This is a genomic window from Paramagnetospirillum sp. (assembly GCF_058402745.1).
On sequence record NZ_JBZVFI010000019.1, the window covers coordinates 41,414 to 63,693 of the forward strand.

Annotated in this window: 24 protein-coding genes; 7 read left to right on the forward strand and 17 right to left on the reverse strand. The window is 66.3% G+C overall.

Annotation, left to right across the window (positions count from 1 at the left end; translation table 11 throughout):
• Positions 1-9: 9 nt before the first annotated feature.
• Positions 10-1,038 carry an IS110 family RNA-guided transposase gene (locus ACV4UZ_RS19730; RefSeq protein ID WP_491602496.1) on the forward strand — a complete coding sequence of 343 codons (1,029 nt, stop codon included), beginning with the start codon at positions 10-12 and terminating at the stop codon, positions 1,036-1,038.
• Positions 1,039-1,345: 307 nt separating this feature from the next.
• Here the strand turns inward: ACV4UZ_RS19730 and ACV4UZ_RS19735 are convergent, their stop codons facing one another.
• The 7 genes from ACV4UZ_RS19735 to ACV4UZ_RS19765 form a co-directional block, all read right to left on the reverse strand.
• Entirely contained in the window at positions 1,346-2,098 is a 753-nt protein-coding gene (locus tag ACV4UZ_RS19735; RefSeq protein WP_491602497.1) for a DUF748 domain-containing protein, read from the reverse strand.
• Between the two features lie 99 nt (positions 2,099-2,197).
• Positions 2,198-3,784, reverse strand: a complete 1,587-nt coding sequence (locus ACV4UZ_RS19740; protein WP_491602498.1) for a benzoate-CoA ligase family protein — start codon at positions 3,782-3,784, stop codon at positions 2,198-2,200.
• Between the two features lie 47 nt (positions 3,785-3,831).
• Positions 3,832-4,542, reverse strand: a complete 711-nt coding sequence (locus ACV4UZ_RS19745; protein WP_491602499.1) for an ABC transporter ATP-binding protein — start codon at positions 4,540-4,542, stop codon at positions 3,832-3,834.
• Positions 4,542-5,306 carry an ABC transporter ATP-binding protein gene (locus ACV4UZ_RS19750; RefSeq protein ID WP_491602500.1) on the reverse strand — a complete coding sequence of 255 codons (765 nt, stop codon included), beginning with the start codon at positions 5,304-5,306 and terminating at the stop codon, positions 4,542-4,544. The genes ACV4UZ_RS19745 and ACV4UZ_RS19750 overlap by 1 nt, the downstream gene beginning before the upstream one ends.
• Positions 5,303-6,289, reverse strand: coding sequence for a branched-chain amino acid ABC transporter permease (locus ACV4UZ_RS19755; protein WP_491602501.1), 987 nt, complete (start codon positions 6,287-6,289; stop codon positions 5,303-5,305). The genes ACV4UZ_RS19750 and ACV4UZ_RS19755 overlap by 4 nt, the downstream gene beginning before the upstream one ends.
• Entirely contained in the window at positions 6,286-7,146 is an 861-nt protein-coding gene (locus tag ACV4UZ_RS19760) for a branched-chain amino acid ABC transporter permease (RefSeq protein WP_491602502.1), read from the reverse strand. Before ACV4UZ_RS19760 ends, ACV4UZ_RS19755 begins: the two co-directional genes overlap by 4 nt.
• 127 nt (positions 7,147-7,273) lie before the next feature.
• Complete coding sequence (locus ACV4UZ_RS19765) at positions 7,274-8,470, reverse strand: ABC transporter substrate-binding protein (RefSeq protein WP_491602503.1); 1,197 nt, start codon at positions 8,468-8,470, stop codon at positions 7,274-7,276.
• Positions 8,471-8,733: 263 nt separating this feature from the next.
• On the opposite strand from ACV4UZ_RS19765, the gene ACV4UZ_RS19770 reads away from it, so the two are divergent.
• A complete protein-coding gene (locus ACV4UZ_RS19770; protein ID WP_491602504.1) occupies positions 8,734-9,423 on the forward strand; it encodes a fumarylacetoacetate hydrolase family protein in 690 nt (229 codons plus the stop codon).
• A 3-nt stretch (positions 9,424-9,426) separates the two neighbouring features.
• Here the strand turns inward: ACV4UZ_RS19770 and ACV4UZ_RS19775 are convergent, their stop codons facing one another.
• Positions 9,427-11,109 (reverse strand): sensor histidine kinase, encoded by a 1,683-nt coding sequence (locus tag ACV4UZ_RS19775; protein ID WP_491602505.1) that lies wholly within the window; start codon positions 11,107-11,109, stop codon positions 9,427-9,429.
• A 283-nt stretch (positions 11,110-11,392) separates the two neighbouring features.
• Here ACV4UZ_RS19775 and ACV4UZ_RS19780 point away from each other — a divergent pair, with 283 nt between their 5' ends.
• On the forward strand, positions 11,393-12,871 hold the full coding sequence (locus ACV4UZ_RS19780; RefSeq protein WP_491602506.1) for a hypothetical protein: 1,479 nt from the start codon (positions 11,393-11,395) through the stop codon (positions 12,869-12,871).
• A 13-nt stretch (positions 12,872-12,884) separates the two neighbouring features.
• Here the strand turns inward: ACV4UZ_RS19780 and ACV4UZ_RS19785 are convergent, their stop codons facing one another.
• The 6 genes from ACV4UZ_RS19785 to ACV4UZ_RS19810 all read right to left on the reverse strand — a co-directional run bounded on the left by ACV4UZ_RS19785 (position 12,885) and on the right by ACV4UZ_RS19810 (position 16,956).
• Positions 12,885-13,436, reverse strand: a complete 552-nt coding sequence (locus tag ACV4UZ_RS19785) for a transglutaminase-like cysteine peptidase (protein ID WP_491602507.1) — start codon at positions 13,434-13,436, stop codon at positions 12,885-12,887.
• A gap of 89 nt (positions 13,437-13,525) precedes the next feature.
• The gene (locus tag ACV4UZ_RS19790) at positions 13,526-13,945 is read right to left on the reverse strand and encodes an iron-sulfur cluster assembly scaffold protein (protein WP_491602508.1); all 420 of its coding nucleotides are present in this window, start codon (positions 13,943-13,945) and stop codon (positions 13,526-13,528) included.
• A complete protein-coding gene (locus ACV4UZ_RS19795) occupies positions 13,942-15,144 on the reverse strand; it encodes an aminotransferase class V-fold PLP-dependent enzyme (protein WP_491602509.1) in 1,203 nt (400 codons plus the stop codon). Before ACV4UZ_RS19795 ends, ACV4UZ_RS19790 begins: the two co-directional genes overlap by 4 nt.
• Positions 15,141-15,713, reverse strand: coding sequence for a nucleotidyltransferase family protein (locus ACV4UZ_RS19800; RefSeq protein ID WP_491602510.1), 573 nt, complete (start codon positions 15,711-15,713; stop codon positions 15,141-15,143). The genes ACV4UZ_RS19795 and ACV4UZ_RS19800 overlap by 4 nt, the downstream gene beginning before the upstream one ends.
• The gene (locus tag ACV4UZ_RS19805; RefSeq protein ID WP_491602511.1) at positions 15,713-16,495 is read right to left on the reverse strand and encodes an FAD binding domain-containing protein; all 783 of its coding nucleotides are present in this window, start codon (positions 16,493-16,495) and stop codon (positions 15,713-15,715) included. Before ACV4UZ_RS19805 ends, ACV4UZ_RS19800 begins: the two co-directional genes overlap by 1 nt.
• Positions 16,495-16,956, reverse strand: coding sequence for a (2Fe-2S)-binding protein (locus ACV4UZ_RS19810; protein WP_491602512.1), 462 nt, complete (start codon positions 16,954-16,956; stop codon positions 16,495-16,497). Before ACV4UZ_RS19810 ends, ACV4UZ_RS19805 begins: the two co-directional genes overlap by 1 nt.
• A 69-nt stretch (positions 16,957-17,025) precedes the next feature.
• On the opposite strand from ACV4UZ_RS19810, the gene ACV4UZ_RS19815 reads away from it, so the two are divergent.
• Both ACV4UZ_RS19815 and ACV4UZ_RS19820 read left to right on the forward strand, forming a co-directional pair.
• Entirely contained in the window at positions 17,026-17,595 is a 570-nt protein-coding gene (locus ACV4UZ_RS19815) for a Panacea domain-containing protein (protein WP_491602513.1), read from the forward strand.
• Complete coding sequence (locus tag ACV4UZ_RS19820; protein WP_491602514.1) at positions 17,595-18,440, forward strand: glycoside hydrolase family 25 protein; 846 nt, start codon at positions 17,595-17,597, stop codon at positions 18,438-18,440. The genes ACV4UZ_RS19815 and ACV4UZ_RS19820 overlap by 1 nt, the downstream gene beginning before the upstream one ends.
• Here ACV4UZ_RS19820 and ACV4UZ_RS19825 read toward each other — a convergent pair.
• Positions 18,398-18,856: a MaoC family dehydratase gene (locus ACV4UZ_RS19825; RefSeq protein WP_491602515.1), complete on the reverse strand. Its 459-nt coding sequence runs from the start codon at positions 18,854-18,856 to the stop codon at positions 18,398-18,400. The genes ACV4UZ_RS19820 and ACV4UZ_RS19825 overlap by 43 nt on opposite strands.
• On the reverse strand, positions 18,853-19,002 hold the full coding sequence (locus tag ACV4UZ_RS19830; protein WP_491602516.1) for a hypothetical protein: 150 nt from the start codon (positions 19,000-19,002) through the stop codon (positions 18,853-18,855). The genes ACV4UZ_RS19825 and ACV4UZ_RS19830 overlap by 4 nt, the downstream gene beginning before the upstream one ends.
• A 65-nt stretch (positions 19,003-19,067) precedes the next feature.
• Here ACV4UZ_RS19830 and ACV4UZ_RS19835 point away from each other — a divergent pair, with 65 nt between their 5' ends.
• Both ACV4UZ_RS19835 and ACV4UZ_RS19840 read left to right on the forward strand, forming a co-directional pair.
• Positions 19,068-19,703 carry a TetR/AcrR family transcriptional regulator gene (locus tag ACV4UZ_RS19835; RefSeq protein WP_491602517.1) on the forward strand — a complete coding sequence of 212 codons (636 nt, stop codon included), beginning with the start codon at positions 19,068-19,070 and terminating at the stop codon, positions 19,701-19,703.
• Positions 19,700-20,818, forward strand: coding sequence for an NADH:flavin oxidoreductase/NADH oxidase (locus ACV4UZ_RS19840; RefSeq protein ID WP_491602518.1), 1,119 nt, complete (start codon positions 19,700-19,702; stop codon positions 20,816-20,818). The genes ACV4UZ_RS19835 and ACV4UZ_RS19840 overlap by 4 nt, the downstream gene beginning before the upstream one ends.
• Positions 20,819-20,882: 64 nt before the next feature.
• Here the strand turns inward: ACV4UZ_RS19840 and ACV4UZ_RS19845 are convergent, their stop codons facing one another.
• Positions 20,883-22,130, reverse strand: coding sequence for a dicarboxylate/amino acid:cation symporter (locus tag ACV4UZ_RS19845; protein ID WP_491602519.1), 1,248 nt, complete (start codon positions 22,128-22,130; stop codon positions 20,883-20,885).
• Positions 22,131-22,280 lie beyond the last annotated feature (150 nt).

The window sequence follows — 22,280 nt, forward strand, 5'->3', positions numbered from 1 at the left end:
TCAGGTCCGATGCTCTATTTCGTCGGTTTGGATGTGTCGGTGCGGACGACGAGTGTGTGCGTGATGACCGAGACCGGAAGAATCGTTCAGGAAGGCAAGGTCGAAAGCGAACCCGAGGCGCTGATCCAGTTCCTTGATGTGCCCGGCAGGCGGTACATCCGTGTCGGCGTCGAGGCAGGCCCGCTTTGCCAATGGCTGTACGCGGGCTTGGCAAAGGCTGGCCTGCCGGTCATCTGCATCGAGACGCGGCATGCGCAGGCGGTGCTCAAGGCGCAGATCAACAAGACCGACCGCAACGACGCCCGCGGCATCGCACAGATGATGCGTGTCGGCCTTTATCGGCCCGTGCATGTGAAGACCCTGGCGAGCCAGCAGATCAGGACGTTGCTCAACGGTCGGCGCTTTCTCCAGGCGCGGATTCTGGACGTCGAGAACAGCATCCGGGGGCTGCTGCGTAATTTCGGCATGAAAGTCGGCGTCATTAGTCGTGCCCGTTACGACGCGCGGATCCGCGAGCTGATTGACGGCGACCCTACGCTGGCGGCGGTGATCGAACCCATGCTCATCGTCCGGCGCGTCACCCGTGAGCAATTCGCGGCTCTTCATCGGAAAATGTTGGAACTGGTCCGCGCCGATGAGGATTGCCGGTTGTTAATGAGCGCACCTGGGGTTGGGCCGGTGGTCGCGATGACCTACCGGGCAGCCATTGATGAGCCGGCCCGCTTCCAGCGTTCACGAGCCGTTGGTGCACATTTCGGCTTGGTTCCTCGAACGCACCAATCCGGCGAGATCGACCGCCGGGGCCGGATCAGCAAGAACGGCGATGAAACATTGCGATCGACGCTCTTCGAGGCGGCCTTGGTGCTGCTGCGCCCGAATTCGAAGCCATCAGCGCTCAAGGCATGGGGCCTGCGGATTGCCAAACGCCGAGGCATGGCCAGGGCGATGGTTGCCGTCGCACGCAAACTGGCGGTGATTCTTCACCGCATGTGGATCGATCGCACAGAGTTCTGCTGGAAGGCCGAAGCCACTGTCTGAGCTATTGCGTCCGTCGTAATTTAGGATCTGCCGCGAGGCGGAGCGAAGTCCCTCCGGGGACCGAGGGTCGGTGAGATCGAGGGCGGTTTGAAGCGCCAAATAGCGACTTCGCGAAAAAGCTTGAGCCACCACTCTTCGGACCTAACCATGAAGCGGCCAACGCGCCGACTTCGGAGAGAAGCCAGAGACCTGGCGGGACAATGCTCTCCAATAAGGCAGATGGAGACAAGAAGGTGCTTGACTCATGAACGCCCAATAGAGAAGCCCCCCGGACCGCGTGATCCGGGGGGCTTCGTCTTGACCGGGATTACTTGCCGATCAGCCCCTTGATGGCGCCGCCGGCGTCGCCGGGCACCAGGGCCTTGGCCTTGTCGCCCACCCCGCCCAGCAGGTTGCCGAAGCTGGTGGCCGCCTTCAGGGCGCCACCGACCAGGGCATCCATCACCTTCTGCGCCACCTGGGCCGAGGACGCGCCGCCGCCATCCTTGCCGATATTGGTCAGCACGATGTCGGCCAGCTTGGCCGTGCCCTGGGCACCGGGAATGCCGCCCGCCGCCAGCTTGACCTGACCGCCGGTAATGGCCAGGCGCTCGATGACCAGCTTCTTTTCCTCGTCCTTGGAAGCGGGCTTGGCCGGCTCGGCCTTGCCGCCGCCCTGTTTGGCGGAGAAGGCCTTCACGTTCTTCTGGATGGCGTCGATGTTGCTGCCGCCCGCCGCCATCTCGTAGGCCACGAAGGGCGAGGCCACGGTGATGTCCTTGACCACGATGGGGTTCTTGTTGAGCGAGCCGGTGTCGAGCGCCAGCGCGATCTCGCCCAGCTTGATGGCGGGATCGGACGAGAAGCCGGGCGGATTGGCGATGGAGAGCCCCGAGATGGAGCCCTTGCCTTCGGACAGCGAGATCTTCACGTCGCCCACCGACACCTTCACGCCGGTCACCTGGGTGCCCACCTCCTCGATCACCTTCTTGACGATGGTGTCCAGCGACGACAGCAGGAACACCGCCGCCCCGACGATCAACGTCACCAGAACACCGGCCCCGATAAGCAGCTTGCGCATGGAGAACCCCCGACCTGTGATTGCAGAGGGGTCAGTGTGAGCCGGGTCGGAGGGAATGTCGAGGGAGTGTCGCGTGACACTCCCTCGATCATGCCGGCCTTACATCTGCGCCAGAGTGCCGCGCAGCTTGAAGCGCTGGATCTTGCCGGTGGCGGTCTTGGGCAGCGCCTCGACGAATTCGATCCAGCGGGGGTACTTGTAGGGCGCCAGCTTGGACTTGACGTAGGCCTGGAGCTGCTCCTTGAGGACCTCCGAGCCGGTTTCGCCGGGGGCGAGCACCACGAAGGCCTTGGGCTTGACCAGGCCTTCGGAATCGGCCTCGCCCACCACGGCGGCTTCCAGCACACGCTCGTGGGAGATCAAGGCCGCTTCCACCTCGAAGGGCGATACCCAGATGCCGCCGACCTTCAGCATGTCGTCGCCCCGCCCGGCGTAGCGGTAATAGCCGTCATCGTCCACGTAGTACTTGTCGCCCGTGTGGGTCCATTCGCCCCGGAAGGTCTTGAGCGACTTCTCGCGCTGGTTCCAGTAGGCGACGGCCGAGCTGGGGCCGCGCACGATCAGCTCGCCCATCTCGCCCTGGGGCACCTCGTGGCCGTCGTCGCCGACGATCTTGAGGTCGTAGCCGGGCACCGGCTTGCCCGAGGTACCGTAACGGACCTCGCCATGGCGGTTGGACAGGAAGATGTGCAGCATCTCGGTGGAGCCCAGGCCGTCCAGAATGGCGGCGCCGAAACGCTCCTCCCAGCGGCGGCCCACGTCCTCGGGCAGGGCCTCGCCGGCCGAGACGCAGGCGCGCAGCCGGGTCGAGCCGGTCTCGCGCTTGTATTGCGGGTCAGCCAGGATGGAACCGTACAGGGTGGGCACGCCGTAGAAAATGGTCGGCTGGTGGTCCTTGAGGATGCCCATCACCGCTTCGGGGGTGGGACGGTCCTTCAGCAGCACCGAGGTGGCGCCCACGTGCAGCGAGAAGGTCATGCCGTTGCCCAGGCCATAGGCGAAGAACAGCTTGGCCGCCGAATAGGTGACGTCGGCCTCGGTGATGCCCAGCACCTGCTGGCCGTAATGCACGGCGGTGGCCGGCAGGTCGCGCTGCAGGTGGACGGCGCCCTTGGGCGCGCCGGTGGAGCCCGAGGAATAAAGCCAGAAGGCCACGTCGTCGCGGGTGGTCTCGGCGGTCTTCAGCTTGGCTTCGGCCTTGGCCAGCAGGTCGGAAAGCAGTACATGCCCGTGGGCGTTCTTGCCCGAGATCACCACGTGCTCCAGCATGGGCAGATCGGGAAGGATGGGTTCGACCTTATCGAACAGCTCCTCGCTGATCACCAGCACGCGGGCGCGGGAATCGGACAGCATGTAGCCGTAATCGCCGGTGGTCAGCAGCGTGTTGAGCGGAATGGGCACGATGCCGGCCTTGATCGCCCCCCAGAACACCGCCGGAAAGTCGACGGTGTCCAGCATGATCATGGCGATGCGGTTCTCCATGTGGAGCCCCAGGCCCTTCAGCGCGTTGCCGGCCCGGTTGACCTTCTCCGCCAGCTGGGCGTAGGTGTGGCCGCCATCGGCATCGATGAAGGCCACCTTGTCGGCACGCCCTTCCTTGAGATGGCGGTCGATGAACCATGTGGCGGCGTTGTAGTCGCGCGGAATGTCGAGCGCATGCTCGGACGAGGCGATGGCGGACGTCATGACGTGTTCTCCTTCCTCCTTAAGCGGGTTGGCGACTGCTTTGCCGGTCAGAGCCCGATATGTCGTTCGAGTATGCTCGAATCGCTTTTCAGTTCGTGCGGGCCGCCGTCATAGACCACCTCGCCCTTGACGAGGATGACGTGACGGTCGGCGAGGTCCAGCAGGACCCCCACGTTCTTGTCCACCACGATGGTGGCGATGCCGGTATCCTTGACGTGGCGCACCACCCGCCAGATCTCGCGGCGGATCAGCGGCGCCAGCCCCTCGGTGGCCTCGTCCAGGATCAGCAGGTCGGGATTGGTCATCAGGGCGCGGCCGATGGACAGCATCTGCTGCTCGCCGCCCGACAGATGGGTGCCCATGTTGTCGAGACGCTCGGCCAGGCGGGGGAAGGTCTCCAGCACCCGGTCATAGGTCCAGTCGGCCCGGCCGCCCAGCCCCTTGCGCGCCGCCATCAGCAGATGCTCGCGCACGCTCAAGTTATGGAACATGCCGCGCCCCTCGGGGACATAGGCGATGCCGTGGCGGATCACCGCCGATGTCTCCATGCCGGTGACGTCACGCCCCTGCACCGTCACCTTGCCCCGGCGGGGGCTGACGATTCCCAGCAGGCTTTTCAGCAAGGTGGACTTGCCCATGCCGTTGCGGCCCATCAGCGCCACCGTCTCGCCCACGCCGACGCGGAAATCCACGCCGTGCAGGATATGGCTGGCGCCGTAATAGGTGTGCAGGCCGGAGGCCTCGAGGAACATCTCCATCAGTACGCCTCCGCCCCGTCGCCGAGATAGGCGTCCTGCACCGCCTTGCTGGCGCGGATCTGCTCCAGGGGGCCGCTTTCCAGCAGGGTGCCGTTGACCATCACCGACAGCACACTGGCGATGGCGAAAACCGCGTCCATGTCGTGCTCGATGAGGATCAGGGTGTAGGTGCGGGCCAGATCCCGCAGCAGATGGACCATGCCCTCGGATTCCTCCTTGCCCATGCCGGCCAGGGGCTCGTCGAGGACCAGGACCTGGGGTGCGGTGGCCAGCACCATGGCGATCTCCAGCTGGCGCTGCTCGCCATAGGACATGGTGCCGGCGATGCGTCCCGCCCGGGACGCCAGCCCGGCCCGCTCCAGCGCCTCGGACGCCTTGGCGGAAATCTCGCGGTACGAGGCGGCGGGCCGCAGGAAACGCATGGAAGTGGAAAGATGGGACTGCGCCGCCAGACGGCAATTCTCGAAACAGGTGAAGGTGGGGAAGATGTTGGTCTTCTGGTACGAGCGCCCGATGCCCAGCCGCGCCACCCTGTGGGCCGGCAGCCGGGTGATGTCGGAGCCCCGGAACAGCACATGGCCGCCCGAGGCGGGCAGATGGCCGGTCAGCAGGTTGACGAAGGTGCTCTTGCCCGCCCCGTTGGGGCCGATGATGGCGTGGGCCTCGCGCTCACGAAAGCCGATGGACACCGAGTTCACCGCGATCAGGCCGCCGAACGCCTTGGTCAGCTCACGGGTCTCGAACAGGAAGGGTGACACGCTCATTCACCATCTCCCTTCTTGCCGCACCACTGCAGCAGCAGCCCGGCGACACCCTTGGGCAGGGCCAGCACGATGGCGATCACCAGGGCTCCCATGGGCAGCAGCCAGTGCTCGGTCAACGCTTCCAGGCCGAAATGGGCCAGTTCCAGGATGAAGGCGCCCAGGATGGGGCCGAACAGGGTGCCCATGCCGCCCAGGATGACCATCACCAGCACGTGTCCCGACTGGTGCCAGCCCAACATGGCGGGATTGACGAAGCCGTACTGGGTGGCGGCCAGGAAACCGGCCAGCCCGGCCAGGGCGCCGGCGATGGTGAAGGCCACCAGCTTGTAGAGCATGGGATCGAAACCCAGACCGCGCACCCGTCCCTCGTTGACGCCGATGGCGGACAGCACCCGGCCGAAGGGCGAGGCCAGGATCACCCGCAGCAGCAGGTAGACGGCCACCAGACAGCCCAGCACCACGAAGAAGAAGGAGGCCTTGCTCTCCAGGTTGACCAGGGTGATTCCAAAGGCCTCGACCACCGGCTTAACGTAGATATAGGCCCCGTCCGATCCGCCGGCCAGCTTGGAATCGTTGAAGAAGTAGTACCCCATCTGGCCGAAGGCCAGGGTCACCATGATGAAGTAGATGCCGGCGGTGCGGATGGCGAGGAAGCCGACCACCAGGGCGGCCAGCGCCACGGCCCCCATGGTGGCGGGCAGCACCACCCACAGATTGGCGGCCTCGTATTGCGGGCTCATCAGGGCCAGCATGTAGCCGCCCAATCCGAAGAAGGCGGCATGCCCCAGGCTGACCAGCCCGGCGACGCCCACCAGCAGGTCCAGGCTCATGGCCAGGATGGCCAGGATCATGATGCCGGTCAGCTTCTGCAGCAGGAAATTGTATTTGGCGCTGAAGGCCAGCGGCCCCCAGACGGGAAACAGCGCCAGCGCCGCCAGCAACACCAGCAGGATAAGGGTCAGGCGTTTGGGGGGATTGATCATGAGAACAGCCCCCGGGGCTTCCACAGCAGCACCGCCGCCATGACGCCATAGACCGTGAAGCTGGCGAAATCGGGGACGAAGACCTTGCCGAAGGTGTCGGCCAGACCGATCAGCATGGCGCCGAGAAAGGCGCCCTTGATGGAACCGACGCCGCCGATGACCACCACCACGAAGCACAGGATCAGCACCGAATCCCCCATGCCCGGCGCCACCGAGGTGATGGGCGTCGAGATGGCCCCGGCCAATCCGGCCAGGGCGGCGCCGATGGCGAACACCACGCCGAACAGCAGTTTCACGTTGATGCCGAGAGCCGCCACCATGTCGCGGTTGGAGGCTCCGGCCCGCACCCACATGCCGAAGCGGGTGCGGGTGATGACCAGATACATGCCCACCGCCAGCACGGCGCACACCACCGACAGCATCAGGCGGTAGACGGGATAGGACAGGGTATCGGTCAGCTTGATGGACCAGTTCAGCGCGGCGGGAACCGGCACGCCATGGACGTCGGCGCCCCAGGTCATGCGGGTCGCCTCGTTGAAGATGAGGATCAGGCCATAGGTCAGCAGAACCTGGTCCAGATGGTCGCGGCGATAGAGCGTGCGGACCAGCAGGGCCTCGATCCCATAGCCGATGGCGCCGGCCAGCGGCAGCGACAACAGCACCGCCGCGGTCAGGCTGCCGGTGACACCCGCCAGCCAATAGGCCAGATAGGCGCCCAGCATGTAGAAGGCGCCGTGGGCCAGGTTGATGATGCCCATGATCCCGAAGATCAGGGTCAGGCCGCTGGCCACCAGGAACAGCAGCAGCCCGTACTGGACGCCGTTCAGCGCCTGAATCAGAAAAAACCAGAAATCCATCGTGGCTCCAGACCGCGCACGTCGAAAGCCGGGGTAGCCGCGCCGCCCGCTCTCCACGAAGCCCCCGCCCGCCATGGGCAAACGGAGCCTCCACCTTCATGGAAAGCCGGCGGCGCGCCCCGACGGGTCAGCCCATCTTGCAACCGGTGGCGGGATCGGCCAGGGCCTTCTCCGCCACGCCGAGGACCACTTCCTGTCCACCCTTGACCTGGCGCAGATAGATGTCCTGCACCGGGTTGTGGGCCTTGGACAGGGTGAAGGTGCCGCGCGGGCTCTTGATCACCGCCTTCTCCATGGCGGCGATCAGGTCGGCCTTGGCGGCGGTGTCGCCCTTGACGGCGCCCATGCCCTGGAACAGCAATTGGCCGGCGTCATACCCCTGCACCGCGTAGACGTCGGCATCCTTGGAGAACGCCTTGCGGTAAGCGCCCCGGAAGGCCTTGTTCTCGGCGGTGTCCAGCGCGTCGGCATAGTGCAGGGTGGTCAGCAGGCCCTCGGCCGCGGCGCCCTGTTCCTTCAGCACGCCATCGGTGAGGAAGCCCGGCCCCATCAGCGGAATGGACTTGAGGCCAGCAGCCGCGTAGTCCTTGACGAACTTGAGCGCCCCCGACCCGGCGAAGAACACGAACACGCCGTCGGGCTTCAGCGCCGCGATCTCGGTCAGGTTGGCCTGGAACTCCTCCTGCGGGAAGGGCACCAGGATCTGCTTGGCGATCTTGCCGCCGGCCTTGGTGAAGCCCTGCTCGAAGCCGGCCACCGCCTCCTCGCCCGCCGCGTACTTCCACGACATGGTGACCACGTTCTTCATGCCGCGTTCCATGGCGACCTTGGCCATGGGATAGGCGGTCTGCCAGTTGGTGAACGAGGTGCGGAAAATATTGGGCGCACAGAGCGGGCCGGTGGCCGCGCCGGCGCCGGCATTGGCGATCACCGTGATGGTGCCGGTCTCGCGCACCACCTTGACCATGCCCATGGCCACGCCGGAATGGACCGGGCCGACCACGAAATCGACGTTCTCGCCGGTCACCAGCTTGTTGGTGTTCTCGGGGCCCTTGGCGGGATTGGATTCGTCGTCCACGGCGATGAACTGGATGTCGCGTCCGCCCAGCTTGCCGCCCCGCTCCTCCAGCGCCAGCTTGAAGCCGTTGGTGATGGCCTCGCCCAGCGCGGCGTAGGTGCCGGAATAGGGCAGCAGGAAACCGACCTTGACCTTGGCGGTGTTGCCGATGGCAAAGCGGGTCGGCACGAAACCGCTGGCGCCAGCGGCCACCACGGCGCCCGCCTGCAACATCGCGCGACGGGAAATACCCTTCACATCTTCCATGACAGTCCTCCCAGACTTTCAGGCCTGCGGCCCGTTCCGTTGTCTTGTTACGAAGGTCCGGCTGTCCCCGGCCGGAACCCTAACCGCCACCCCTTCCGTTCCACAGGAACGGGCGGCCATCGCATCGGATACGGATCCACTTAAATCGGCATCCTAATGCGCATTTCTTCGGATTGCAATCACGCCCCCGAGCGGAGTTGATCTTGTCCCGCGACCGGTTCACCATTCGCCCGACATCCGGTCAGACCAAGGAGTCCGCCGCCGTGACCGCCCACCTTTTCGAGCTTGCCCTTCCTGCCGTCGCCGTCAAGGGGGAAGCGGCGCTTTATCCGGTGCGCCGCGTTTTTTGCGTCGGCCGCAACTATGCCGGCCATGCCCGCGAGATGGGCTCAGACCCCAACCGCGAGCCGCCGTTCTATTTCACCAAGCCCGCCGACGCCCTGGTCCCCGGTGGCGGCTCGATCCCCTACCCCCCCGGCACCGCCAACCTGCACCACGAGGTGGAACTGGTGGTGGCACTGTCGCGCCCCGTCTACAGGTGTTCGCCGGACGAGGCGCGTCAGGCGGTGTTCGGCCATGCGGTCGGCCTGGACATGACCCGGCGCGACCTGCAATTCGCCGCCCGCGACAAGGGACGCCCCTGGTGCCTTGGCAAGGCATTCGAGTTCTCCGCCCCCATTTCGGCCCTGGTCCGCGCCGACGCCCCAAAACTGGCGGGTCGCATCACCCTGGAGGTCAACGGTCAGATACGCCAGAGCGGCGATATCGACGAAATGATCTGGTCGGTGCCGGAGGTGATCGCCCACCTGTCGCAATACTACCATCTGGGGCCGGGGGACCTGATCTTCACCGGCACGCCCGAAGGCGTCGGCCCGGTGGTGGCCGGAGACCGGCTGAAGGGCGCCATCGACGGTGTCGGGGAACTGGAGGTGAGCATCGCGCCCGAGGCCTGAACCTCAGCCCAAGCCTTCCGTCGTCGGCGGCCGCAGGGTGAAGTTGAACGTCGTGCCCTTCTTGGGCTCTGATTCCACCCAGATGGTGCCGCCGAAGCGATGGACGATGCGCCGGCACAACGCCAGGCCAATGCCGGTTCCACCAGGAAAGCGGGTGGGCTCCAGACGCTGGAAGATGATGAAGATCTTCTCGAAATAGGCCGGCTCGATGCCGATGCCGTTGTCGCGGACGGAAATGCGCCACAGGCCCTTGGGCTCATGGGTGGCGGTGATCTCGATCTGGGGCGGGAAATCGGGCTGGCGATAGGTCAGGGCGTTTTCCAGCAGGTTCTGGAACAGGCTCTCCGCCTGCCGCGCCTCGGCCAGGACCACCGGCAGCGTGTCCATCTTGATGACGGCCCCGGATTCCTGCAGGTCGGGGCCGAGATTGGTCAGCACCGACTTCACCACCGCGTTGAGATCGACCGGCACCAGTTCGGGCGGCGAACGCGACACGCGGGCATAGTCGAGCAGATCGGGAATCATCGACGACATATGCTTGGCACCGCCGACGATATAGCCGATGAACTCGTCGGCATCCTTGTCCAGGCGCCCCTCGTAGCGCCGCGCCAGCAATTGCGCGTAGCTGGCGATGTTGCGCAGCGGCGTCTGCAGATCGTGGGACGCCACATAGGCGAACTGTTCCAGATCGGCGTTGGAGCGAGCCAGTTCATCGGTGCGGCGCTCCAGCGCCCGCCAGGTGCGCAGCATGCCTATGCCGCCCAGTGTGGTGACGATGATGAAGGCCCCGGCCAGAACGATGACCTTCACGCCCTCCTTGCGCCATTCCCCCAGATAATCCTCGGTGGCCATGCCGACCAGGGTGATCAGCGGGTAACTGGCGATGGGCTGATAGGAGAAGGTGCGCCGGATGTTGTCGGCCCCCGCCACCGCTTCGTAGGTCCCGCCCTTCGGGTTGGCGGTGATCCGGGCGCGGAAGGTCTGGGACACCGTCGTCTGCCCCACATAGCCCGCGTGGGGGAAACGGGCCAGCAAATCGAAATTGCGCGAGGCGTCACCGCGCATCACCACGGTCCCTTGAGGCCCGACCTCGAGATCGTTGAATTTCTGCTCGAACCACGCGATGGTCACCGGCGCGAAAACGATGCCGGCGAAGCCGCCGTCGGCCAGGGTCAGCCGACGGGCGAAGATCAGCACCCATTTGTTGCTGATTCGCCCCAAAATGGGCTGCGAGATCGCAAGCCCGGCCCCGGGATTATCGCGTAGAGTGGTGAAGTATTCGCGGTCGGCCAGATTGATTCCCGGCTGTGGCCCGTCCGAACCGGCGATGACGTTGCCGGCGGGATCGCTCAGGCGAAGGCTGTCCGTCATCTTCAGGCGGCCCTGCAGACGCCCGAGGAAATCCTTCATCTCCGGCCCGCGCACCGAACCGCCGCCGTCGTGCAGCCGAGACACCTCATCGGCGACGGCGCGCAGGGCGAGATCGATCTGATCGATGTCTCCGGCGATACTTTGGGCTACCAGGCGATTGGTATTGCGGGTGGTGACGGCGGCCCGGTCCTGGTACTGGCGATAGCTGGCATCCAGCGACATCCAGGCCAGTCCAAGTACGGATGCGTTGACGAACAACAGCAACGCGACCAGCCGCCAGCGTGACGCCTTGAATTTGTTGAAGTCCGCCTTCACCCCACCACCCTCCGTCCCTCTCCCCAGAGGAACAACAGCGTACGGAGATAACCTTACCCCAACCCATGGGGCTTTGCCCAGCCGTTCCAATACCTCATGGGCGAGAATTATACCGTTGACAACAACCCCAAACCCAATACGCCGCCCTGGACTTCGCATCACGCTAAGTAATCACCCGATCCTAACCTGGGCTCGATTGCAAAAATCATTTGATGCGGTGAGACCCCGACGATAATGATGACGAGGACGTGGGAGCAGCAAACGGGTAGCGGGTTATCATTCGATGGCGATACCGACCAAAGACGATCTGGAAGCGGCACCCGAAGCCCTGCTGGAGGGAGCCTATTGCACCAGGATCGAGGACTTCTTCTCCACTGGATCGCGTGATCTCATCGGCCGTTTTCTGACCAGCTTCACGGAATCCCTCGTCATCACGCCGACCGAGCTGGTGTTTTCCGCCAAGTACCAGAAGCGTCTGAGCGATGCCGGCCGGGTCATGATGAATGCGGTGGACAAGATCGCCACCCTGCAGGCCAAGGTGAAGGGCGAAAGCGCGGCGCAGCGCCTGCGCGACCTCAACACCCTGATCAGCGCCGGCATGAAGAAGGTGTGGGACGACGACAAGGACAAGCCGCCGCCCACCATCACCCCGGAGAGTTTTTCCGGCTATTGCGCCGGCCTGAAAGGCTCCGCCCTCGAAAAGGATTACGCGGCGAATCGCGCCCTGACCGAGCTTCTGTTCTCGTATAAGGTGTGGAAGGACAAGGTCGCCGTCCTGGTGAAAATGCTGGAACTCACCAAGGGCAAGGAGGAAAGCCGCTACGTCGAACAGGTCCTGTCCGAGTGCCTGAAGAGCGACCCGGCGCTGGACCAGATGCTGGGCCTGTGCGAAACGCTGGAAGAGCGCTGCAACGATCTGGCCGATCTGTGGAAGGGCGAGTGGAAGCAGCGCGACACCGCGCACGCGGCCATGCCGGCCATCGCCCAGATGATCGCCGATGGCAGCGCCCCCAATTGCAAGGCCGCGGTGGAATACTCGCTTCTTCGCACCCTGGCCAATAAGATGCCGTTGCGTTCGGCCGAACCCGAAATCGAAATCTCGGCGCTGTTCGACCTGTTCAAGCGCATGTGGACCGGCAGCACCCTGATCGGCGGCGCCAAGGCCCTGACCTCGCTGGAACGGCGCCAGGCCCGCCATCTCAACAAGGAAGGCGTCACCGACCTGCTGCGCGAGCGCAAGGTCCTGGCCGACCGCTACGCCTTCCTGATGCAGCTGACCACCGTCGCGGTGGGACAGGGCAACCGCGCCACGCTGAAGACCTTCATCGACCACTATTTCGGCGACAAGGATTTCGTGCCGCGCGTGGTGACGGGCCAGGAGCCCCCGGTTCCCAAGCTGCAGACCCTGGCCGGCATCCACCGTGCCATCAAGGCCTCTTGGCTGCCCGATGGGGACAAGCAGGTCTTCATGGCCCAGGTCGAGGCTGCCCAGACCCAGTTGCTGAAGAATGCCCGCCTGTTCGAGCAGATCGACAAGAAGGGCGGCGGACCGGCCCAGAAGGTGCTGACCCTGCTCGATCTCTGTCGCAAGGGAACCTTCATCGACGGCACCAACATGGACGCCGTGCGCCAGTTGCTGAACACCTATCTCCGCGATGGCGGCTTCCTCACCGACTACCTGGGCACCGCCAGCGGCGAGGAGCGGGAGCGCAAGATGCTGCTGTTGAGCAAGACCCTGGCCAGCATCGGCATAACCATCTGACCGGTCCGGCGGTTCAGCGGATGCTGGCCGCGGAGCGGGGCCATTGGAACGGCCCCACCACTGCGGTGAAGTCGTCGAACGGATAGCGGTCCACCGTCACTTGGTCGGCCATGTTGTCGAGCACATGGTGCCGCCCGTCGTGACGAACCAGCAGAACCGCGTGGGCTTCCACATGGAACGGCAGGGCGACCACCACGAGACGCATGTCCTCCTCGCGCCATCCCAGGTCGCGCAGCATGGCCATCTTGGCCAGGGCATAGCCCTTGCAGTCGCCGCCCGACCGCATCAACGAGGCCGGCGACACCGGCCGATGCGGATGGGACGGCACCGCCCGCGCCCCGTTGACATAGGCCTGCACCCGGTCGAGTTGGGCGACCCGATCCAACTGACGATACAGCCCCACCCTGTCCCGCCACTCCGGCAAGCGTGGCTCGTCGAGCATCACCCGCAGTTCCGCTCCCAACGGGACGGGGTGCTCGAACATGAGCTCCATGGACCGCAAACCGGCAGCGCGGGCCTCGCCGACCAGCCCTCCCAGCCACAGGGCGAATACTATCGATCGCATCCACATGCCCATCCTCCATAGGAAGGGACGACACAAAGATCATGCTTAAAAGCACATGACTTTGGTATGTAGTGATGCGTGAGAACACTTCAAGGGTCGAGGGGCCGGGGTACGTGCAGCGCCTTGGCCAAAGCCCTGAAAGGCAGCAGAACGCAGTCATGCCGACTCTTGTGCGGCCTGACGGGCAGGAAGGCCGCCAGGGCGGGAATGGCGGGATCGGCTCCCTTCTTCAGCATGCCCGCCACCTGATCGGCCAGACGGGCGGCGGCTTCCGCGTCCAGGCCCACCGCCTGCTCCGCCGCCAGAGCGGCGGCGGCACGGCACAGCAGGCACCCCTTGACCCGATGGCCGAAAGCCGCGATCCGTCCGCCTTCCACCCGGACGTCGAGGACCACCCGGTCGCCACACAGGGGATTGTCCTGGGTCACGCTGGCATCGGGCTTATCCAGCACCGCCGGTTCCCTGGCGGCCAGATCCTTGATGGCGGTGCCGTAAAGTTCGTCACTCATCGCAGGACCTTCACCGCCTCGGCCAATCCCCGCAGCAGGGCGTCCACGTCGCCCCGGTCGGAATAGGGGGCGAGCGAGGCACGCAAGGTCCCCTCCTCCAGCCCCAGCACGGTCATCAGCGGCCGGGCGCAATGGGCGCCACCGCGCACCGCGATGCCCCGCTCGGCCAGCAGGTGGGCGAGATCGTGGGGATGGCAGCCCTCGACCGTGAACGACACCACCGGCACCCGCGCCTCCAGGCCCAGCGGCCCGACGATGTCCACCCCCTCCATGCTCCGCAGGCCGTCGAGCAGATGCCAGGTGAGCGCCGATTCCCGCTGGCGCACCGCCTGCCAGTCCAGGCCCCCCATCCAGTCCAGCGCGGCGGCCAGCCCCACGGCCTGGGCCACGGGCGGAGTACCCGCCTCGAACCGGTGCGGCGGATCCGCCAGGGAGAAATCCTCGTCCCCGACAGTGCCGACCATGCCGCCCCCCACCACCAGGGGCACCATACCGGCCAGGACCTCCGCCCGCCCCCACAGCACCCCGATGCCGGTGGGGCCATAGGCCTTGTGCCCGGCGAAGGCATAGAGGTCGGCGCCCAGGGCACGGGGATCGACGGGGCCATGAGGCACCATCTGGGCACCATCCACCACCAGTCGGGCGCCGGCCGCATGGGCGGCCTCGGCCAGGCGGGGCAGATCGCTGACCGCTCCGGTGACGTTGGAGGCATGGGTCACGGCCACCACCTTGCAGCGGGGCGTGACCACCTCCCCCAGTTGGTCCAGATCCAGCCGGCCCTCGGGGGTCACCCCCAGCCAGCGCAGCGTGAAGCCCCGCTCCTTGGCCAAGGCCATCCAGGGCAGGCAGGCGGAATGATGCTCCAGCCGGCTGACCACGACCTCGTCATCCGGCCCCAAGACCCGCCCCAGCCCCCAGGCCGCGACATTGAGCGCCAGGGTACAGCCGCCGGTGAACACCACCTCCTCGGCCGGAGCGTTGAGAAAGCGGCCCACGGTGGCCCGCGCTCCGTCATAGGCCTCGTCGGCCCGCCGGGCCATTTCATGCAGGCCCCGCCGCACGTTGGAGCGGGCGGTACGGTTGAGATGGGCGATGGTCTCCGACACCATGCCGGGGATCTGCGCCATGGCGGCGCTGTCCAGATAATGAAACCCCGGCCGCCCCAACGCCGGGAATGCCTCGCGAATGGACTGACTCATCCCTCTCCTCCCAAGGCCCGCAACGCGTCGGGCGTGTCTACATCGATCAGGACGCCGTCATCGTCCATGGCGACCTCGACCACCGCCCCGCCATGCCGGGCGATCAGGCCCCTGGCCCCCGTGTCACCTGTCAGTTCCCCCATGGCGGCGAAAAAGCTCCGTGCCAGCAACACCGGGTTGCCCCGTCGCCCCTCGAACAGCGGCACACAGATGCCGCCCGGCCGGAATGCCGCCGTCAGCTTCCGGACATGGCTCTCGGTCACTCTCGGCATATCGGCCAGCAGCACCATCACCCCGTCCACATCCCCGGGCAGGGCGGCCACTCCGGCGGCCAGCGAGGAGGCCATGCCCCGCGACGGGTCGGGATTGATCACCCGTACCACGCCTTCGGGCAAGTCGGGTTGAGGCTCTGGCCCGGTGACCACCAGAACCGGCGACAGGCCGCCGGCCAAGGCCGCCTCGGTGGCGCATTCGAGCATCGTGCGGCCCTCGACACGCATCAGGCGCTTGTCTCCCCCCATGCGGCTCGCCCGTCCCGCCGCCAGCACCAACCCGGCCACGACGCCCATCAACCACCCCCGTGGTTGAGGGCGCGCCGCGCCAGAACGGGAATCAGCGCGGCGCGGTACTCGGCGCTGGCATGCAGGTCACGGCTGAGCTCGTCGGCGGCAACGCGGAGCCCGTCCAGGGCGGCGGCGGAGAAGTCTCCGGCCAGGGCCATCTCGAAGGTTTCCAGACGGAACGGGCAGGATGCCGCCCCGGTCACCGCCACCCGAATTCCCGCATCGGTCTCGGCGACGAACACGCCCACCACCGGATAGCCCGAGGCGGGATTGCGCACCTTGGCGTAACCGGCGCGGCGCGGCAGAGGGTAGCGGACCGAAACGATCAGCTCACCTGGGTCCAGCACCGTCTCGAACATGCCGAGGAAGAACTCGTCGGCGGCGATGACGCGGCGATCGGTCAGAATCTCGGCCCCCAGGCCCAGCACGCCCGCCGCATGGTCGCTGGCCGGATCGGCATTGGCCAGCGCGCCGCCCAGGGTGCCCATGTTGCGCACCTGCAGATCGCCGATGGAGCCGGCCAGCTCCGCCAGGGCGGCAATTCCGCCGCGCGCCGCCAGCTCCGCATGGGTCACCGCCGCGCCCACCGTCAGATACCCGCCCTCCAGGCGTATCCCCGCCAGTTCCGGCAGCCGGGCCACGTCGATCAGGGCCGAGGGCTGGGCCAGCCGCAGCTTCAGCGCCGCCAGCAGGCTCTGGCCTCCGGCCAGGTAGCGCCGCTCCTCGCCGTCATGGGCGGCGACGGCTTCGGCGATGGTTTGGGGGCGGAGATAGTCGAAGGGAAACATCAGCCCTTCTCCCGCAAAGTCTGGGCGATGGCCTCGACGATGGGGCGATAGCCGGTGCAGCGACACAGATTGCCGTCGAGGCCATGGCGGATGGCCGCCTCGTCGGGCTGATCCAGATGGGCGACGAGGTCGAGACCGCTCATCACCATGCCGGGCGTGCAGAAGCCGCATTGCAGGGCGTGGCGGTCGCGGAAGGCGGCCTGGAGCGGATGCAGCGACTCACCGTCCGCCAAACCTTCGATGGTCAGCACGCTGCGCCCGTCGGCCTGGGCGGCCAGCACCAGACAGGATTTCACCGCCCGGCCGTCAAGGTGAACGGTGCAGGCACCGCACTGGCCGGTGTCGCAGCCCACATGGGTTCCGGTCAGCCCGAAACCCTCGCGCAGCAGCGTGACCAGCAGGGTGCGGGGTTCGACCTCCGCCTCCACCATTTCGCCGTTCAGGGAGAATGCCACGCGCATGGGCCGGCTCCTTTGATTTGCGCCCCCGACGACGCTATCATCGGCATCGCTTCAAGGAAACCGGTCCCGATGCCCATAGCCGTTAAATCCTGCCTCGACGTGGTGTTCTGGATCTCCGACCAGGCGCTGAACGATCGCGAGTACATCCAGCCGCAAAAGCTGCACCGCCTGCTCTATCTGTCGCAGGCCTATTTCGCCGTGGCCTATCACGGCCGCAAGCTGATGCCCGCCACCTTCGTCACCGACGCCTTCGGCCCCATCGAGCCCACGGTGTTCCACGCCTTCGCCTTCGGGCGGCCGACCATGATCGAGGGCAACATGCTGTCCGAGCAGGTCAGCCATTTCCTCGACGGCATCTGGCGGCGCTACGGCCCCTACACAGCCGACCAGCTGACCAAGAAGATCGTCGAGCACGCCCCCGTCGCCTTGGCCATGGCCAAGGGCATCAACGAGGAAATCCCCTTCGCCGACATGGTGAAGTACTATTCCGAGGAGGCCGCCGCCCGCAACAAGCCGGCCTCGGCGGTGGATTCCATCGATCAGGTCTTGAAGCCCCGCATGATGCGCTCGCAGACCGGCAAGCCGGTCACCGTGGCCGCCTGGAAGCCCAAGACCGTCACCCCCAAGAAGGACGAGTGATGCGCCGTCGGGATCTTCTGGCCCGCGGGCTGGCGGGCGGACTGGCGCTGGGCCTGGCCGCCTGCGCCTCGGAACCGGCCCGGCCCGCCCGGCCGTCCCGCGCCAAGGCCACCCCCGGCGTGGTGGACGAGCCCGCCCTGGCGGGCCTCAACGCGGTGATCGACCTGCACCACGCCAATCCGGTCAAGAGCTTCGCCGCCGCCCGTGACGGCAGCGGCATCCTCGCGGTGATCCACAAGGCCAGCGAGGGCGACTGGCAGGACCCCCGCTACGAGGAACGCCGGGCCGCAGCCATGGCGGCGGACCTGCTTTGGGGAGCCTACCATTTCGGCACGAGGCAGCATCCCGGGCGCGTCCAGGCCCGAATGTTCCTGGCCGCCGCCCGCCCCGACCCCGCTACCTTGCTGGTGCTCGACCTGGAGCCCAACGGCCGGGTACCGGCCAATTCCATGCGGCTCGATGCCGCCGAGGACTTCGTGCGGGAAATCGCCGACACCACCGGCCGCCTGCCGCTGCTTTATGTCCCCCCGGCCTGGGCCGATGGCGAGATCATGGTGGGCCAAAGTCTGGGCGGAGCCATCGAGCCCGATTCGATTCTCGCCGCCTGCGACCTGTGGCTGGCCGATTACCGGTACGAGCCGGAACTGCCCCGCGCCTGGACGGCCAAAAGCTGGCGCCTGTGGCAATATGCCGGCGACGATGCGGTGGCCGGCGGACCATTCCGCGACCGCACCCGCGCCGTTCGGGGCGTGGAGCGCGGCAACCGCTCGGTCTTCGCCGGCAGCCGGGAACAGCTCTACGGCTATTGGGCCGGATTGCCCGCGCGGGTCGGCACCACCAGCTGAGTTTCCAGGGTCTGCACCGCCTGCCCTCCGGCATCCAGGGTCTCGACCCGGAAGCGGGCCAGCCCCATTCCGGGCCTGGAGCGCATCTCGCGGGTCTCCACCACCTCGATGCGCAAGGTCAGCACGTCGCCGGGGCGTACCGGACGGTGCCATTTCAGGTATTCCAGGCCGCTGCCGATGATACCCAGTGGCAGTTTCAGCTCACTGGTCACCATCAGGCGCATGGTGGCCGCCGCCGTGTGCCAGCCCGACGCCGCCAGCCCGGCGAAGAACGACTCCTCGGCCGAGTCCTCGTCCAGATGGAAGTGCTGCGGGTCCCAGGCGGCGGCGAAGCCCTTGATGTCTTCCACCGTCACCTCGTACGAGGGCGACGAGAACACCCGGCCGGGCGTGAGATCCTCGAGATAATGGGTCATGCCGCCACTCCTTCCGTCACCGGCCGCGGCCCCAGCTTGCGGCCGATCATCAGCGACATGACCGCCGCCACCAGCAGGGTGACGAAAGTCAGCCCGGCGGCGATCCAGCCATAGTGCAGACGGGGGGCGGAAGCCGGCTGGAACATGGGATTCTCCGGGAAATGAGGTAGACAGGTCTGTATCATTTGACTAGTACAGACAGGTCTGTATCATGTCAATCATGGAAGCCCAGGTCAAAAGCCATACGATGAACGCCCCCATCGGCAAGCTCACCGCCCGCGACCGGATTCTGGCGGCCGCCAACGATCTGTTCTACCGCGAAGGCATCCGCGCCATCGGCATAGACACGGTGATCGAGCGGGCCGGCGTCGCCAAGATGAGCCTTTATCGCGCCTTTCCCTCCAAGGACGACCTGATCGCCGCCTTCCTGGACATGCGCGACAGGATGTACTGGGAGTGGTGGGATTCGGTGGTGGCGCGTCATCCCGGAGATCCCTTGCGCCAGTTGCGCGCCCTGTTCGAGGCGGTGGCCAAGCGCACCTCGGGCTCTCAGTACCGGGGGTGTCCCTTCGTCAACATGTCGGTGGAGTTTCCCGACCCAGCCCATCCCGGCCGCCAGGTGGTGGCCCGCCACATGGAGGAGCTGCGCCGCCGCCTGTCCGTCCTGGTGACGGGACTAGGCCTCGCCCAGCCCAAGCCGCTCACCGATCATCTCATGCTGCTGCTGGAGGGCGCCTATTCCGCCGGCAACACCATGGGAGCCGACGGCCCCTCCGCCTCGGTCGCCGCCTGCGCCGAGATCGTCATCCAAGCCCATCTTTCCCCCACCCTCCAGAGGCCCGCATGACCACCCAGCCCCGTCTGTTCCAGCCGCTCCAACTGCGCGGCCTGACCATCCCCAACCGCGTCGCCGTCGCCCCCATGTGCCAGTATTCGGCGGTGGAAGGTCTGGCCCAGGACTGGCACCTGATGCATTACGGCGCCCTGGCGGCGTCCGGTCCCGGCATGGTGGTGATCGAGGCCACGGGCGTAAGCCCCGAGGGCCGCATCTCGCCCAAGTGCCTGGGCCTCTACGACGACGCCACCGAGATGGCTCTCACCCGGCTGGTCGGCGCCCTGAAGAGCTTCGGCGGCGGCGGAGCCATCGGGGTGCAGTTGGCCCATGCCGGGCGCAAGGGCGGTTCCGCCCCGCCGTGGGAGGGCGGCAAGTTCTCGCCCGACGGCTGGCCGACCATTTCCGCCTCGGCCCTGCCTTTCGACGAGGGCTGGCCGGCCCCAGTGGCGGCGACAGACGATGACCTCGTCCGGTTGAAGCAGGCCTTCGTGGATGCCGCCCACCGGGCCCTCCGGGTCGGATTCGACCTGATCGAACTGCATTCCGCCCACGGCTACCTGCTGCACCAGTTCCTGTCGCCGCTCTCCAACCAACGCACCGATGAATACGGCGGCAGTCTGGAAAACCGGATGCGCTTCCCGCTGGAGGTCATCGCCGCGGTACGCGCGGTCTGGCCGGCCGACAAGCCGCTGGGCCTGCGGATCAGCGCCACCGACTGGGTCGAAGGCGGCTGGGACGCCGATCAGGCGGTGGTCTACGCCAAGGCCTTCAAGGCGGCCGGCATCGACTTCGTCTGCGTGTCTTCGGGGGGGCTAGTGCCCCATGCCAAGATTCCCCTCGGCCCCGGCTACCAGATCGATCTGGCGGCGCGCATCCGCCGCGAGGCGGGGATTCCCACCCGCGCCGTGGGCCTGATCGCCACGCCCGCCCAGGCCGAGGCCGCCCTGGAACAGGGCGCCGCCGACCTGATCGCCATCGGGCGCGGCTTCCTCGACAATCCCCGCTGGGTCTGGCACGCCGCCCAGGCCCTGGGAGCAGAGATGAGCTATCCGCCGCAATACCGGGCCGCTTCGGTCCGGGCCTGGCCGGGCATCGCCCTGGCTCGTCCCGGCATCGCAGCCGAATGAGAACAAGGGGCCCGTCCGGCACCGGCCGGACGGGCCCAGTTTGATCCTGGGGTGGGGGGACAGCCTAGCCCAGGACCTCCTTCATCTTGTCCTGATCCAATTCCTTCTCCCATTTGGAGACCACCACGGCGGCCACGCCGTTGCCGACGAAATTGGTCAGCGCCCGGGCCTCGGACATGAAACGGTCGATGCCGAGGATCAGGGCCAGACCGGCCACCGGAACCGAGGGGACCACCGCCAGGGTGGCGGCCAGGGTGATGAACCCCGCCCCGGTGACGCCCGACGCCCCCTTTGAGGTCAGCATGGCCACGCCGAGCAGGGTGAGCTGCTGGGTAAAGCTCAGTTCGATGTCCAGCGCCTGGGCGACGAACAGGGCGGCCATGGTCAGGTAGATGTTGGTGCCGTCCAGGTTGAAGGAATAGCCCGAGGGAACCACCAGCCCGACCACCGACTTGGAGCAGCCCATGGCCTCGAGCTTGTTCATCAGCGGCACCAGGGCCGATTCCGACGAGGAGGTGCCGAGCACGGTCAGCAGCTCTTCCTTGATGTAGGCGATGAACTTGAAGATGTTGAAGCCGACCACCAGGGCGATGCCGCCCAGCACGATCGCCACGAACAGGAAGCAGGTGAGATAGAAGCTGCCCATCAGCGCGGCCAGGGGCTTCAGCGCCGCCACGCCGTACTTGCCGATGGTGAAGGCCATCGCCCCGCCGGCCCCCAGGGGGGCAAGCTTCATGATGATGTTCATCATGGCGAAGAAGATGTGCGAGCATTCCTCGATGAACATGTGCACGCCCTGTCCGGCCCGTCCCATGCGGGTCATGGCGTAGCCGAACAGGATGGCCACCAGCAGCACCTGCAGCAGATCGCCCGAACCGGTGAAGGCGTCCACCAGGGTCTTGGGAATGATGTGCAGGATGAAATCCACGGTGCTCTGCTCGGTGGCGGCCTTGGCGTACTTGGCCACCGCCTTGGCGTCCAGCTGGGCCGGGTCGGCGTGGAAGCCGTCACCGGGCTTGAGCACCGTCATCACCACCAGGCCGATCACCAGGGCGAAGGTGGACACCACCTCGAAATAGACCAGGGCCTTGCCACCGACCCGGCCGACCTTCTTCATGTCGCCGGCCCCCGCGATGCCCAGCACCACGGTGCAGAAGATCACCGGGGCGATGAGCATCTTGACCAGCGAGATGAATCCGTCACCCAGCGGTTTCAGGCTGACGCCCACATCGGGATAGAAATAGCCGAGAGCACCACCGGCAAAGATGGCAAGCAGAACCCAGAAATAAAGATGACCGGCCAGGCGCTTCATCAGCATGTACCTCGATGGAATGCGAAATCGCGGCGCTTCCTATCCGTTCGACGTCGTTCATGTCGATTGCGGTTATCCGAATTGCGGAAATCCGACGTTCCCGGACCATGCATGGTGCGTTGAGAATTTTTCAGTTGCTCCCGCCCCGGC

What these genes read in the sequence shown, in the direction of transcription:
- ACV4UZ_RS19790 (WP_491602508.1), bottom strand. Translation starts at nt 13,945, where the DNA reads ATGAGTGACGAACTTTACGGCACCGCCATCAAGGATCTGGCCGCCAGG.
- ACV4UZ_RS19810 (WP_491602512.1), bottom strand. Translation starts at nt 16,956, where the DNA reads ATGCGCGTGGCATTCTCCCTGAACGGCGAAATGGTGGAGGCGGAGGTC.
- ACV4UZ_RS19840 (WP_491602518.1), top strand. Translation starts at nt 19,700, where the DNA reads ATGACCACCCAGCCCCGTCTGTTCCAGCCGCTCCAACTGCGCGGCCTG.
- ACV4UZ_RS19780 (WP_491602506.1), top strand. Translation starts at nt 11,393, where the DNA reads ATGGCGATACCGACCAAAGACGATCTGGAAGCGGCACCCGAAGCCCTG.
- ACV4UZ_RS19805 (WP_491602511.1), bottom strand. Translation starts at nt 16,495, where the DNA reads ATGTTTCCCTTCGACTATCTCCGCCCCCAAACCATCGCCGAAGCCGTC.
- ACV4UZ_RS19750 (WP_491602500.1), bottom strand. Translation starts at nt 5,306, where the DNA reads ATGAGCGTGTCACCCTTCCTGTTCGAGACCCGTGAGCTGACCAAGGCG.
- ACV4UZ_RS19815 (WP_491602513.1), top strand. Translation starts at nt 17,026, where the DNA reads ATGCCCATAGCCGTTAAATCCTGCCTCGACGTGGTGTTCTGGATCTCC.
- ACV4UZ_RS19755 (WP_491602501.1), bottom strand. Translation starts at nt 6,289, where the DNA reads ATGATCAATCCCCCCAAACGCCTGACCCTTATCCTGCTGGTGTTGCTG.
- ACV4UZ_RS19785 (WP_491602507.1), bottom strand. Translation starts at nt 13,436, where the DNA reads ATGCGATCGATAGTATTCGCCCTGTGGCTGGGAGGGCTGGTCGGCGAG.
- ACV4UZ_RS19765 (WP_491602503.1), bottom strand. Translation starts at nt 8,470, where the DNA reads ATGGAAGATGTGAAGGGTATTTCCCGTCGCGCGATGTTGCAGGCGGGC.
- ACV4UZ_RS19760 (WP_491602502.1), bottom strand. Translation starts at nt 7,146, where the DNA reads ATGGATTTCTGGTTTTTTCTGATTCAGGCGCTGAACGGCGTCCAGTAC.
- ACV4UZ_RS19825 (WP_491602515.1), bottom strand. Translation starts at nt 18,856, where the DNA reads ATGACCCATTATCTCGAGGATCTCACGCCCGGCCGGGTGTTCTCGTCG.
- ACV4UZ_RS19745 (WP_491602499.1), bottom strand. Translation starts at nt 4,542, where the DNA reads ATGGAGATGTTCCTCGAGGCCTCCGGCCTGCACACCTATTACGGCGCC.
- ACV4UZ_RS19740 (WP_491602498.1), bottom strand. Translation starts at nt 3,784, where the DNA reads ATGACGTCCGCCATCGCCTCGTCCGAGCATGCGCTCGACATTCCGCGC.
- ACV4UZ_RS19795 (WP_491602509.1), bottom strand. Translation starts at nt 15,144, where the DNA reads ATGAGTCAGTCCATTCGCGAGGCATTCCCGGCGTTGGGGCGGCCGGGG.
- ACV4UZ_RS19800 (WP_491602510.1), bottom strand. Translation starts at nt 15,713, where the DNA reads ATGGGCGTCGTGGCCGGGTTGGTGCTGGCGGCGGGACGGGCGAGCCGC.
- ACV4UZ_RS19835 (WP_491602517.1), top strand. Translation starts at nt 19,068, where the DNA reads ATGTCAATCATGGAAGCCCAGGTCAAAAGCCATACGATGAACGCCCCC.
- ACV4UZ_RS19730 (WP_491602496.1), top strand. Translation starts at nt 10, where the DNA reads ATGCTCTATTTCGTCGGTTTGGATGTGTCGGTGCGGACGACGAGTGTG.
- ACV4UZ_RS19830 (WP_491602516.1), bottom strand. Translation starts at nt 19,002, where the DNA reads ATGTTCCAGCCGGCTTCCGCCCCCCGTCTGCACTATGGCTGGATCGCC.
- ACV4UZ_RS19845 (WP_491602519.1), bottom strand. Translation starts at nt 22,130, where the DNA reads ATGAAGCGCCTGGCCGGTCATCTTTATTTCTGGGTTCTGCTTGCCATC.
- ACV4UZ_RS19735 (WP_491602497.1), bottom strand. Translation starts at nt 2,098, where the DNA reads ATGCGCAAGCTGCTTATCGGGGCCGGTGTTCTGGTGACGTTGATCGTC.
- ACV4UZ_RS19820 (WP_491602514.1), top strand. Translation starts at nt 17,595, where the DNA reads ATGCGCCGTCGGGATCTTCTGGCCCGCGGGCTGGCGGGCGGACTGGCG.